The sequence below is a fragment of the Bradyrhizobium sp. 33ap4 genome (assembly GCF_032654765.1).
Taxonomy (GTDB): domain Bacteria; phylum Pseudomonadota; class Alphaproteobacteria; order Rhizobiales; family Xanthobacteraceae; genus Bradyrhizobium; species Bradyrhizobium australafricanum.
In genome coordinates this window covers 46713-58839 of record NZ_JAUMTJ010000060.1, presented here as the reverse complement: position 1 = coordinate 58839, position 12127 = coordinate 46713, and the positions used below count along the sequence as shown (strand labels likewise).

Genomic DNA, 12127 nt, shown 5'->3' with positions numbered 1-12127 from the left:
CCGGAATTACCGGGCCGTCGTCACTCTCGCTGCCATTGTTCTATGGATGCGCTAGTGTCCACACCACCTAGCGCTTGCGCGCCGCCCTGCGGGTCTTTCCGACCGACCGCTTGCTGGCCGCGCCGCGCTTGGTCGCGGTCTTCTTGCTGGCGGCCGCGCGTCGGACCGGAGCAGCCGCGGCCGGCCGCTTGCGCGCCGGCGCCTTCTTCGGCGCCTTCCTGGCCGTTTCCCTCACGGCTTTCCTGGCGGCCTTCTTCGCTGCTTGCGGACGCGCGCGTCGCGCGGTTGTCGCGCTGCGGCGCCGCGTGCTGCTGCCTCCGATCGGAACGAGGTGGTCGTTGGCATCCAGCGTGAGCTGCTGGAGCGGGAACGCCGGCAGGAAGCTCGGGTCGTTGTAGAGCTTGCTCAAACTGTCCTGGTCGAACTTGCCGCCCTGCCCGCGGTCCTCGCCCGCGCCGGCGCGCCAGGCCGCTTCCCAGACCCGGGCCAGGGTCTTGGCACCGTCCTGCATGCAGGCCGCGGTGGCGTCCTTCAGCTTCGACCACAGCGCCTCGACCTGTCCGCTGCCCATATGCGAATTGAACAGGTTGACGATGGTCATCGGCGGCAGCCGCTTCACGGTCCGCTGCATCAGCGCGACCACGGCGACCGCAGCGTCGCGCCCGGTCGGCGTGCCGCCCGGAGCAATCTCCGCGACGTCGCTGGTCCGGGCGTCAGGAATCATCTTGATGAGATCCTTGCCGTGGCGGCCGATCATCGTGGTCTCGTACACGCTGTGCACCTTGGCATGCGCCTTGTCGCTCGGATCGAGGCCATGGTGGAATTGCGAGATGTGCAGCGGCTGGCAGGCATCGCCGATGTAATGCGCGACGATGCCCGCGGCGCAGACGAATTCCAACTTCTTGTTGGCGGCGGCGTACTCGACCATCTCGTCGAAAATCTGCCAGACCCGGAACGGCAATGCGCCGCGCCGGTCCTCGCCGATCCCTTCGTAATAGTCGTTCCAGACCTTCGGATCGACGTTACGCGTCGACTCCGCACAAGATCGAGCAGCGTCTTGCCGTCCTTGCCCGGCTCGTCCATGTCGGCGAAATGGTTGCTTTCGTCGGTGTGCCGGGTGAAGCGCCAGACCAGGTCGGCGACGTCGGCCAGCGGCGAGAATGTCCCTCGCTGATGCGGCTTGAGGTCGGCAAGCAGCTTGTCGTCGAGGCCGATATTGTCGGAATTGGCGTCCATCATGGTGGCGAGCTTGGGCAACTTCGCATCGATCAGACCGGTCGCGTAGGCGCCGATCTTGACGTGGCCCCATTCGCCCCAATACTCGGTGTGACCGGCGTTCCAGTCGCCGATCAACTCGACATCGAGCTCACGGCACAGCGTCGACATGCAGATCCCGAGCGCGACCTGCATCGGGACCTTGCCGCTCGATCCGAACAATTCCTGGCCGCCCCATTCGAGCGCCAGAGGACTGAGGATCCGCGCGCCGCTGGCGTTCTTCTTGGCGTCCGGATCGTCGACAAACCAGACCGTGCCGGAGTCGCCCGGATAATTGTTGAGCGGCGTGTCGCCGTCGCGCGGGCCGATCACGAAATCGCTGACATATTCCACGCCGCCGACGGTCTTGTAGCGATAGAACAGGCCGAGGATCTTGCCCTTCATCAATCCGCTGGTCGCACCGAACGCGATCAGCGGCTGGTTGATGATGTCGAGACGGAAGGTGCCGACATTGAGGTCGACGACGTCGCCGACCTGGCCGACGCCGTAAACCTGTGCGGTCCAGCCCTTGACGTCATCGACGCGGATCAGGCCGGCATCGAGATTGGCCACCACGCGCGAGCCGGGCCAGCCGGGATAGACCTCGCTGAAGGCGCGCTTGCCGAGTTGCAGCGCATCGCTGATGCCGAGGCGGCGGTCGGTGTTCTTGAAGCCGGCGAAGATCTCGCGGCCGGCGGCGCCGACCACGTGACGGTTGGAGAGCGCAAACACCGTCTCGCCATTGGTGACGAGACAGCCGATCGAGCCGCGGTGGATCTTGCCCTGGATCATGGTCTGCACCGGAAAGCCGCCGCCGACCAGATCGCTCTTGAAGACCGGCGGATCGACGGTGCAGGGACTGCCCTCGTTCGGATCGACCTTGACGACGCAGGTGGGCACGACGCGACCATCCGGCAGATAGAGGAACGGAGGCACCAGCTGGTCCTGCTTCTCGGGATGGTTCTTCAGCTCGGAGCGCTTCATCCAGTCGCGGACGAAGACGAGGATGCAGGGCCACGACCAGTCCTTGACCGACGAATTGAACAGCGTGCGCGGTCCGAGTGCCTGCGGCTTGGAGTGCGCCTTTCTTTCCGTCGCGTTGCGGTCGTTGTCCCGGATCAGATAGCGGCCGATCGCCGTGGCGTAGACCGATTGCAGATGTGCCAGATGCACGTGATAGGCCTCGCGGGCATCGAGCAGATCCTTCACCGACAATGACGTGAAGTCATGCTTGGTCAGATCAATCATCTGGTTCCTCCGAAAATGCGCTTTGCGGCAACACTGGTGCAGGACGCAGAAATAGACGATCGCGGCAGCCCTCGATCGTGGGTTAGTTCACATAAGCAATACAATTTAAAAGGGATGACACGAATGTGACGGGGCGGGCCGGATGTCCCTCCACCGCTCCGCGTGCGGATTTCTATTTCCGCTGCGCACGCCCTTTGGCGAAATGCTTCGCCAGGAAATCCGCCAGCACCTCGACGCGCGCGGGCCGCGGGCCGCCGGGCGGGGTGACGAGATGCACGGCGCCCTCGGGCTGCTTCCAGCCTTTCAGGATCACCTCGACCTCGCCCCGCGCGATCGCGTCGCCGACGATGAAGTCGGGCAGATCGGCGATGCCGAGACCGGCGAGCAGCGCGGGCATCACAGCCTCGCCATTATTGACCCGGAGCTGGCCGGCGGGACGCACGCTCGCCTGCTCGCCCGACGCGTTGGTGTAGTGCCAGACGCCCTGAGTCGAGAGATAGGCGTAGCCGAAGCATTTGTGCTCGGCGAGATGCATCGGATGGGTCGGCCGGCCGTGGCGCTTCAGATAGGACGGCGCGGCCACCGTGTAGCGCGGCATGCCGCACAGCCGCCGCGCGATCAGCGAGGAATCCGGCAACCGCGCGATGCGCAGGCCAGCATCAAAGCCCTCGCCGATCAGGTCGACCGTGGCATCGCTCAAGTGCAGGTCGATCGAAACCTCCGGATAGGCCTCCATGAATTCCGGCAGCAGCGGCGCCACCGTCTTGATGCCGAAGCTCATCGGCACCGCGAGCCGCACCAGGCCCCGCGGCGTGGTCGATTGCGCCAGCGCCTCATTCTCAGCCGCCTCGCCGTCGGCGAGCAGCCGCGCGGCGCGCTCCGACAATTTCTGGCCGGCATCGGTCAGCGCCAGCCGCCGCGAGGTGCGGTTGAACAGCCGGGCGCCGAGCCGCTCCTCCAGCCGGCTGACCGCCTTGGACACCGTCGCCTTGGACAGCGAGAGCTCGGTCGCGGCCGCCGCAAACGACCGTAATTCCACGACTTTTGCGAAGATCGCGAGCGCCTCGAAGTCCGGCAGTTTCGACATGGGCCGCTGTCCTGATTGCTCAATACTGGAAACAATGAGTTTCAATAGTTTCTATTTCTATACCACAGCCGGAGGCATATCCAAGTGCCATCAAATTCAACCGATGGAGAAATCCAATGACAAAGAAGCTCTCAGGCAAGGTTGCCCTCGTCACCGGCGGCTCGCGCGGCATCGGCGCGGCCAGCGCCCGTGCACTCGCCGCGGAAGGTGCGAGCGTCGCGATCAGCTACGTCGCCTCTCCCGAGAAGGCCGAGGCCGTGGTCGCCGAATTGAAGGGCAAGGGCGTCAACGCCCGCGCCTACAAGGCTGACCAGGCCTCGTCATCCGATGTCGATCAGCTGGTGAAGACCGTCGCCAAGGATTTTGGCCGGCTCGACATCCTGGTCAACAATGCCGGTGTCGCATCGGGCGGCGCGGTCGACGACCCCAAGGCCGACACCGCGACGCTCGCCCGCCAGGAGGCGATCAACATCGACGGCGTGATCACCGCGATCCGCGCCGCCTCCAAGCTGATGGGCGAAGGCGGCCGCATCGTCACCGTCGGCTCCATGCTGGCGGACCGCGCCTCGTTCCCGGGCCTTGCCGACTACGTCGCTACCAAGGCGGCCGTCGTCGGCTACACCAAGGGCGCGGCGCGCGACCTCGGACCGCGCGGCATCACGGTGAACGTGGTGCAGCCCGGCTCGATCGACACCGACATGAACCCGAAGGACGGTGGCGAGTTTGCCGAGACGCAACGCTTGCAGCACGCGCTGCAACGCTTCGGCCGCCCGGAGGAAGTCGCAGCGGGCGTCGTGTTCCTGGCAAGCCCGGAAGCCTCGTTCGTGACCGGCACCGTGCTCAACGTCGACGGCGGCTTCGGCGCCTGATCGCAAAATTTTCTGGAGACGCCGGGCGCAGTGCGCCCGGCCTGCTCCTCAACATCGACATCAAGGGGAATGACCATGATCGAACTCAGACCATTCGCAAAGCTTGGCGGCGCCGACCACGGCTGGCTGAAGGCCAAGCACCACTTCTCGTTCGCGAGCTACTACGATCCCGAAAATGTCAGCCACGGCGCGCTGCGCGTCTGGAACGACGATGAGATCGCGCCCAACTCCGGCTTCCCGGCACATCCGCACGCCAACATGGAGATCATCACCTATGTTCGCGAGGGCGCAATCACGCACCAGGATTCGCTCGGCAATAAGGGACGCACCGAAGCCGGCGACGTGCAGGTGATGAGCGCCGGCAGCGGCATCCGTCACTCCGAGTACAATCTGGAGCCGGCGAGGACCAAGATCTTCCAAATCTGGATCGAGCCGACGACGAAGGGCGGCCACCCGACCTGGGGCTCGAAGCCGTTCCCGAAGGCGGACCGTTCGGGCAAGCTCGTCACCATCGCCTCGGGTATCGACGGCGACAATGACGCGCTGCCGATCCGCGCCGATGCGCGGGTGCTCGCCACCACGCTGAAGGCCGGCGAGAGTGCGGAATACGCCGCCGACAAGGCCCGTCACCTCTATCTGGTGCCGGCGGCCGGCAGCATCGAGGTCAACGGCGTGCGCGTCAATGCCCGCGACGGCGCCGCGATCCGCGACGAGGCCAAGCTGAAGATCACCGCGCTCGAGGATGCTGAGCTCGTGCTCGTCGACGCGGCCTGATCACCACATCCACACTCGTCATGCCCGGGCTTGACCCGGGCATCCATCGGGCTTCGCAAAGGTTCTCCGTTTGATGGATTGCCGGGTCAAGCCCGGCAATGACGGGGTTCCTTAACCTCACCCTACTGCCAAACCACAAGGAGGCCATCATGGCCAAGGTTCTCGTTCTCTATTACTCCGCCTACGGTCACATCGAAGCGATGGCGAATGCCGTCGCGGAAGGCGCGCGCGAAGCCGGCGCCATCGTCGACGTCAAGCGCGTCCCCGAGCTGGTGCCGGCCGAAGTCGCCAAGGCCTCGTACTACAAGCTCGACCAGGCCGCGCCGATCGCCAAGATCGACGATCTCGCCAACTACGATGCGATCATCGTCGGCACCGGCACCCGGTTCGGCCGCATGGCCTCGCAGATGGCCAACTTCCTCGACCAGGCCGGCGGCCTCTGGGCCAAGGGCGCGCTGCACGGCAAGGTCGGCGGCGCCTTCACCTCGAGCGCGACCCAGCATGGCGGCCAGGAGACCACGCTGTTCTCGATCATCACCAACCTCCTGCATTTCGGCATGACGGTGGTCGGCCTGAACTATGGCTTTGCCGGACAGATGAAGCTCGACGAGGTCACCGGCGGCGCGCCCTACGGCGCAACCACGATCACCGGCGGCGACGGCAGCCGCCAGCCGAGCGAGAACGAACTCGCCGGCGCCCGCTATCAGGGCCGCGCGATCGCGGAAACCGCGAGAAAACTTCACGGCTGATGCGATGGGGGCGGCATTCTCGTTCGCGATTGCCGCCCCTGCCTAAGTCGCGACGTCGTTCCCGGACAACGGCGCAAGAGCGATCGCTGCTGGAACGCCTACAGACGCCAAGAAAGGCCGATAATCGACGTAACAGGCGTCCATGCCCAGGATTGCCTGACAATTGGCCGCGAATTGAGCCCTTGAGCGGCGACAAGCCGCGTGTCATCGTGCCCGTCAATATCCAGGCCGGAGCAACATGACGGTTCCCTGTCGCGTCCTAATGATCTATCCGAAGTTCGTTCAGGACTCCTTCTGGAACTATACGGAAGCTTGTGAACTCGTCGATGCGAAGTATCCGGCGGCGCCGCTCGGACTGATCACCGTCGCCGCCATGCTGCCGAAGCATTGGGATATTCGCCTCATCAACCGTAACACCGAGCCCTTGACGGACGCCGATCTCGACTCGGCCGATCTTGTCATGATCGGCGGCATGCTCAACCAGCAGCCTGATTTTCTCCACCTGATCGATCTCGCACACCGGCACGGCAAGCCGGTATGTGTCGGCGGACCTGACGTCTCCTCCAGCCCGCATCTTTACGCCGACGCGGACTTCCAGGTGATCGGTGAGGCAGAGCAAATCATTCAGCAATTTGTCGCCGCCTGGGAAAGTGGAGAGCGCAAGGGCGTGTTCATCGCCGAGAAATTCAAGATCGACGTCACGCTAAGCCCGATGCCCCGCTATGACCTGATCAAGTTCGAGCACTATCTCTTCATTGGCGTGCAATATTCGCGTGGCTGCCCGTTCACCTGCGAGTTCTGCGATATTATCGAGCTGTATGGTCGTGTGCCGCGCACCAAGACCCCCGATCAAATTCTCGCTGAGTTGCAAGCGCTCTACGATCACGGTTATCGCGGACATGTCGATTTCGTCGACGATAACTTCATCGGGAACAAGAAAAACATCCGCATCCTGCTGCCGCAGCTCAAAGCCTGGCTGGAGGAGCGAGATTATCCGTTCGAGTTTTCGACGGAAGCCTCGATCAATATCGCTGACGACAGCGAGCTGTTGCAGGCGATGAAGGACGCGAACTTCTTCGGGATTTTCGTCGGCATTGAGAGCCCGGATCCGGAGACCCTCGTGCAGATGAAGAAGAAGCAGAACACCCGGCGCGACATCGCCGAATGCATTCACAAGATCTATGGCTACGGCATGTTCGTCACCGCGGGTTTCATCGTCGGGTTCGATACCGAGAAAGCCTCGATGGGGCACGCGATGATCGACTTCATCGAGGAGGCGAGCATTCCAGTCTGCATGGTTGGACTGCTCTATGCACTGCCGGGCACACAGCTGACGCGGCGGCTGGCGAAGGAAGGCCGCCTGCACGAAGGCCACGATCTCATGAAAGTCGAGCAGGCGGGCGACCAATGCACGCTCGGCTGCAATTTCGACACCATACGTCCGCTGCGTGACATCCTTGAGGACTACAAGGCCGTGATCGGGCACGTGTTCGACCCGACGGCCTATGCAGGACGGCTGTCGCGGCTCGCCGCCATGCTCGACCGGTCCGACCGGCGTCGCGACCTGCCGGATGGCGACATACGCAAGAGGCTTGGCGGCATCGAGGGCGTGCACACGATCATGCGTGCCCTGCCGGAGGTCCGCGAACCGTTCTGGAAGACCTTCGTTGAGGTCGCCAAGTCCAATCCGGGCGCCCTTCGCTACATCGTGATGTTGATGGCGCTGTATTTGCATTTCGGGCCATTCTCGAAACACGTGATCCGTGAGATTGACCGCCGGATTGCCGCCCTCGACGATATGCCGCCGGTGAGGGCCACGGAGCTTGGGCCGCGAACTAACCTACGTGCGATTTGACGGCAAAGCGCGTTCGTGCGCTTCGCCGACCAGAGCACGTCGCGCGGAACGAGAGGATCGGTTCCCCCGAGGTCATCGCGACCAATTCGTAATAGCCGAAACACTGTACGTTGCGCAGCCCAGAGGTTTGTCATGACCAACACACAGAAGACCCGCTGGCCGGAACTGCCGACCGCGGCGTGGCGCGACAGCTGTGCCACGCTCCAGCTCTTCACCCAGATCGCCGGCAAGATCCGGCTGGCGAAGTCGCCCTGGCTCAATCACTCCTGGCACGTCACGCTCTATGTCACGGCGCGCGGGCTGACGACCTCGCCGATCCCCGACGGCGATCGCACGTTCCAGATCGACTTCGATTTCATCGATCACGTGCTCCGCATCTCGACCAGCGACGGCACCGAACGGCAATTCGCGCTGGCCGGTCAATCGGTCGCAAGCTTCTACGCGGCGGTCATGAGCAATCTGAAGGACCTCGGCATCGACGTCGCCATTGACGAGATACCGAACGAAGTCGCCGATCCGATCCGCTTTTCGCAGGATACGCAGCATGCGTCGTACGACGCGGATGCCGTGCGCCAGTTTCACCGGATCCTCGTGAACTGCGATCGCGTGTTCAAGCAATTCCGGACCGGCTTCCTCGGCAAGGCGAGCCCGGTGCATTTCTTCTGGGGCAGCTTCGATCTCGCGGTGACGCGGTTTTCCGGCAGAACCGCGCCGCGGCATCCCGGCGGCGTGCCCCATTTGCCCGACGAGGTGGCACACGAGGCCTATTCGCACGAGGTCAGCAGCGCCGGCTTCTGGCCGGGCGGCGGCGCGATCGATTATCCTGCGTTCTATTCCTACGCCTATCCGGAACCCGCGGGCTATCGCAGCACGCCGGTGCGACCCGATGCTGCGTTCTTCAGCGAAGCGCTTGGCGAATTCATCCTGCCCTACGACGCCGTGCGGACGGCTGCCGACCCGGACAAGGCGCTGCTCGAATTCCTGCAATCGAGCTATGAGGCCGCGGCCATCAACGCGAACTGGGACCGTGCTGCGCTGGAATGCGCACCGGGCCAGCCGGGCGTGGTCCGAGGGATCTAGCGGCGCGCTGTGCCGGCGGCTCAATCCTCTTCGCGCGACGGGGTCGCCTTGCCGAGCGCCTGCTTCAGCCGCGCGGGGAATTTCGGATAGTGACGCAGCGCCAGCACGGCGCGGTCGCGACCAAACGCTTCGTTTGCGATTCTCGTGGATAGTCGGCGAAGGCGCATAAGTTAAATTTTCGTGTTACGCCTTTACCGCATCGTTGCATCGCCGAGCTATCTTTCGGACGATGCCCCGCAACCCCGGCCGGCTCGAACACTACAGGCAGTATATTCGTGAGCGCCCCGCAACCCGTCACGATCCCGCGACAACCATCGCACGCTGATCGGTCATGACGCGGCCATCGATCCTTGCCCTCGCGGTCAGCGCGTCGATTCTGCTGTCGGTCGCCGCGCGGGCCTGTCCCGCCTTGATCGAAGGCGTCCCGGCCGAGCGGCTCGAGGCGCTGTCACGCGGCGTCAATGCCGACGGCTGGATCGCCGATCCGCGGTCGGCGCCACCCCGCGCCCTGCTGCGCGAGCTGCGCAAGGCCGGCATGACCCACATCCGGCTGCCGGTGCCCGCCGACTTCGTCATGCCGCGCTTCGCCGCGAAAGCCGAGATCGACGGCCGCCTGCGCACCGTCGATGCGGCGCTCAAGACCCTGCTCGCGCTCGGCTATGCGGTGTCGATCGACTTGCACTCCGGCGAGCGCTTCAACGCGCTACACAAGGACGATCCGCCCAATGCGATGACCGAAATGAAGCGCGCCTGGACCGAGCTCGCACGGGTCATGCAGCGCTATCCGTCCGACCGTGTGTTTGCGGAACTGTTGAACGAGCCGGATGTCGAGGCCGCGCAATGGCAGGGCGAAGTCCGGGAGCTGGCCGGCTTCATTCGCGGCCTGCTGCCGCAGACCACACTGGTCACCGGGCCGGTCAACTGGCAGCGCGCGGATTCGCTGCCGGATTTCACTCCGCTCGACGATCCGAACGTCGTCTATGCCATCCACTTCTACGATCCGATGGTGTTCACCCATCAGGCCCATTGGGATCCGAATGAACCGCTGCACGACGTCACCGGATTGCCCTATCCGGTCCGCTCCGACGATCCCAAGGTACAGCAGCTGCGGGAGCAACTCACCGCGCTGGACAGGCGCAAGGCGCTCGCGATGGTGGACCGTGCCATTCCCGACCGCGGCATTGACAAATGGCTCGAACCGGCGGCCGCCTGGCAACGGCAATATTCGCGGCCGATCATCATCAATGAATTCGGTGTGCTCAAGGCCGGCGCGCCGCGCGATAGCCGGCTGCGCTGGCTCGCCGGCGTGACCGCCTACGCCCGGCAACAATGCTGGGGCTGGACCCATTGGGAGCTGTCGCAAGGCTTCGGCCTCGCCGACCCGGTCACTGGCAAGGTCGACCGCGAGGCGCTGAGGGCCCTGCTCGGGACCCGCTGACCCATCTGGTTAACCGGTTCTTACACAATGCGCGGCTAGTGTGCTGAATGCGAAGTTCGTGCGATTTCGCGGCAGCCACTTTCACGAACTTCGCATTCATAAAGCACACTAGACTCATAAGTTTGCTAGTGTCCTTATCGAATCCGAAGTTCGCTCCGAAGGTGCCGCAAATGATGCGAACTTCGGATTCGGGACACTAGATCGACGATGCGGTGTGGCACGCCCACACGTCCGGTCACGCTAGGTCAGAGCCTGTGCGAGCAGAGATAGCCCCGCGGCCGCTGTTGGCCGGCGATCTGATTCCTGCACTCGGCATCGCCGTGGCATCGATCGCATTCGCGCCGATCATGCAGGTGGCCAACGCCGGGCTCGCGATCGTCGTCGAAAGTCTGATCGGCTGCGCCATCGTGCTCGCGGTGCCGGCCTACGCGCCGTCGATCGCCATCTTCATCATCTTCTTCCAGAACCTCTTCGTCTCGATCCTGTCGTCCTACATGACGACCGAGCAGGAGATGGATTTCGTCAAGGGCTACAATTTCCTGGTCATCGCGGTGATGTGGCTGGTCACGCTGGCGCTCTACGCGCTGCACGAGCGGAAACATTCCGCCGAGATCGACCGGATCATGAAATGGGGGTTGATCACCCTCGCAACCGTAACGGCGTATTTCCTGCTCGGCGCCACGCAGGACTCGCACGCGGCCCTCGTCTATCTGCGCAACATTGCGCTGCCGCTGTTTCTGTTTCAGCTATCGCTGCTGACGGCCGCAACCTTCGAGATCCGCATCACGCCGTTCCTGGTGACGGTTGCCGCGCTGCTGATCGTCTGCGGATATGTCGAACTGCTGTTCCGCGATTTCTGGCTCTCCATCACCAACGGCTACACGTTCTGGCATTTCGACGAGCTGAAGGCGACCCGCTCCGGATCCTGGGAAGCCGAGATGCGCGCAACCGGCAGGGTGCCGGTGGATCTGATCGATCGCTTCCGTTTCAGCTTTCTCAACAGCCCGTTGTTCGAGGACCTCGGCCTTTCGTCGTTGCTGCGTATCTTCGGACCGAATATGAGCCCGATCAGCTTCGGTTACGGGATCGCCTTCTCCATCCTGTTCCTGTTCGCGGTCGGATATCGCTGGCTGGCGCTGGCTGCGATCCCGCTGCTGATCTGCTGTAGCGTGAAAGGCGCGCTCATCCTGGTCATCTTCGTGGCCCTGGCCTGGACGGCAACCTGGCTGCTCGGCGCCACCATCACCCTTGCCGTCGCGCTGGTCGGGCTCGTGCTGTACGCCATCGCGGCGATCTATATTGGACTCCAGATCGGCGACTTCCACGTGATCGGCTTCATGGGCGGGTGGGACGGCTTTCGGCAGAATCCGATCGGCCGCGGACTTGGCGTCGGCGGCAATCTCTCCGAAAGTTATTTCTCGATCGACTGGAACGCAGCGCAGGCGGCCGGCACGATGGACGGCGCGGTGGAGAGCGCCGTCGGCGTGCTGCTCTACCAGATGGGGATCGGCTCACTGGTGCCGCTTGGCTACTTCCTGGCGATGGCGCTGAAGGCCTGGCGCCTCTACGCCTCGTCGGGAATCCTCATCCAGGGGCTCGCCGCTTTCGGCACGATGGTCGTGCTGGTGAACGGCATCTTCCAGGAAGAGGCGCTGTTTGCGCCGCCGGCACTTGGGCTGTTGCTGTGCCTGACCGGGCTCGTGATCGGCCATCATCTGCGCACGCAGAGTGACGATCGGAAGGTCTCTGCGACCGACAGTGCTCCTCAATGAG

At 63.8% G+C, this 12127-nt stretch carries 11 protein-coding genes; 7 read left to right on the top strand and 4 right to left on the bottom strand.

What is annotated here, in order from left to right; translation table 11 throughout:
• Window positions 1-67: 67 nt before the first annotated feature.
• From Q2M23_RS34595 to Q2M23_RS34585, 3 genes are all read right to left on the bottom strand, one after another.
• Entirely contained in the window at window positions 68-772 is a 705-nt protein-coding gene (locus tag Q2M23_RS34595; RefSeq protein ID WP_316398440.1) for a hypothetical protein, read from the bottom strand.
• The gene (locus tag Q2M23_RS34590) at window positions 754-2502 is read right to left on the bottom strand and encodes a hypothetical protein (RefSeq protein WP_316398439.1); all 1749 of its coding nucleotides are present in this window, start codon (window positions 2500-2502) and stop codon (window positions 754-756) included. The genes Q2M23_RS34595 and Q2M23_RS34590 overlap by 19 nt, the downstream gene beginning before the upstream one ends.
• Window positions 2503-2674: 172 nt before the next feature.
• Entirely contained in the window at window positions 2675-3589 is a 915-nt protein-coding gene (locus tag Q2M23_RS34585; RefSeq protein WP_016846155.1) for a LysR family transcriptional regulator, read from the bottom strand.
• A 116-nt stretch (window positions 3590-3705) separates the two neighbouring features.
• Between Q2M23_RS34585 and Q2M23_RS34580 the strand changes: the two genes are divergently transcribed.
• The 5 genes from Q2M23_RS34580 to Q2M23_RS34560 all read left to right on the top strand — a co-directional run bounded on the left by Q2M23_RS34580 (window position 3706) and on the right by Q2M23_RS34560 (window position 8916).
• A complete protein-coding gene (locus tag Q2M23_RS34580) occupies window positions 3706-4458 on the top strand; it encodes an SDR family NAD(P)-dependent oxidoreductase (RefSeq protein WP_069278265.1) in 753 nt (250 codons plus the stop codon).
• Window positions 4459-4533: 75 nt separating this feature from the next.
• Entirely contained in the window at window positions 4534-5232 is a 699-nt protein-coding gene (locus Q2M23_RS34575) for a pirin family protein (protein WP_316398438.1), read from the top strand.
• A 149-nt stretch (window positions 5233-5381) separates the two neighbouring features.
• Window positions 5382-5981, top strand: a complete 600-nt coding sequence (gene wrbA / locus Q2M23_RS34570; protein ID WP_057015483.1) for an NAD(P)H:quinone oxidoreductase — start codon at window positions 5382-5384, stop codon at window positions 5979-5981.
• A gap of 238 nt (window positions 5982-6219) precedes the next feature.
• Window positions 6220-7836 carry a B12-binding domain-containing radical SAM protein gene (locus Q2M23_RS34565; RefSeq protein WP_316398437.1) on the top strand — a complete coding sequence of 539 codons (1617 nt, stop codon included), beginning with the start codon at window positions 6220-6222 and terminating at the stop codon, window positions 7834-7836.
• A 132-nt stretch (window positions 7837-7968) separates the two neighbouring features.
• Complete coding sequence (locus tag Q2M23_RS34560) at window positions 7969-8916, top strand: DUF5996 family protein (RefSeq protein WP_316398436.1); 948 nt, start codon at window positions 7969-7971, stop codon at window positions 8914-8916.
• A 20-nt stretch (window positions 8917-8936) separates the two neighbouring features.
• Here Q2M23_RS34560 and Q2M23_RS34555 read toward each other — a convergent pair whose 3' ends face one another.
• Window positions 8937-9083 (bottom strand): hypothetical protein, encoded by a 147-nt coding sequence (locus Q2M23_RS34555; RefSeq protein WP_316398435.1) that lies wholly within the window; start codon window positions 9081-9083, stop codon window positions 8937-8939.
• A gap of 164 nt (window positions 9084-9247) precedes the next feature.
• On the opposite strand from Q2M23_RS34555, the gene Q2M23_RS34550 reads away from it, so the two are divergent.
• Both Q2M23_RS34550 and Q2M23_RS34545 read left to right on the top strand, forming a co-directional pair.
• Complete coding sequence (locus tag Q2M23_RS34550) at window positions 9248-10354, top strand: glycoside hydrolase family 5 protein (protein WP_316398434.1); 1107 nt, start codon at window positions 9248-9250, stop codon at window positions 10352-10354.
• A 284-nt stretch (window positions 10355-10638) separates the two neighbouring features.
• A complete protein-coding gene (locus Q2M23_RS34545) occupies window positions 10639-12126 on the top strand; it encodes a hypothetical protein (protein WP_316398433.1) in 1488 nt (495 codons plus the stop codon).
• Window position 12127: the final 1 nt, after the last annotated feature.

Excerpts from the sequence above, each read along its gene's own strand:
- Q2M23_RS34590 (WP_316398439.1), bottom strand. The coding sequence starts at position 2,502 with ATGATTGATCTGACCAAGCATGACTTCACGTCATTGTCGGTGAAGGAT.
- Q2M23_RS34585 (WP_016846155.1), bottom strand. The coding sequence starts at position 3,589 with ATGTCGAAACTGCCGGACTTCGAGGCGCTCGCGATCTTCGCAAAAGTC.
- Q2M23_RS34580 (WP_069278265.1), top strand. The coding sequence starts at position 3,706 with ATGACAAAGAAGCTCTCAGGCAAGGTTGCCCTCGTCACCGGCGGCTCG.
- Q2M23_RS34575 (WP_316398438.1), top strand. The coding sequence starts at position 4,534 with ATGATCGAACTCAGACCATTCGCAAAGCTTGGCGGCGCCGACCACGGC.
- wrbA (WP_057015483.1), top strand. The coding sequence starts at position 5,382 with ATGGCCAAGGTTCTCGTTCTCTATTACTCCGCCTACGGTCACATCGAA.
- Q2M23_RS34565 (WP_316398437.1), top strand. The coding sequence starts at position 6,220 with ATGACGGTTCCCTGTCGCGTCCTAATGATCTATCCGAAGTTCGTTCAG.
- Q2M23_RS34560 (WP_316398436.1), top strand. The coding sequence starts at position 7,969 with ATGACCAACACACAGAAGACCCGCTGGCCGGAACTGCCGACCGCGGCG.
- Q2M23_RS34555 (WP_316398435.1), bottom strand. The coding sequence starts at position 9,083 with ATGCGCCTTCGCCGACTATCCACGAGAATCGCAAACGAAGCGTTTGGT.
- Q2M23_RS34550 (WP_316398434.1), top strand. The coding sequence starts at position 9,248 with ATGACGCGGCCATCGATCCTTGCCCTCGCGGTCAGCGCGTCGATTCTG.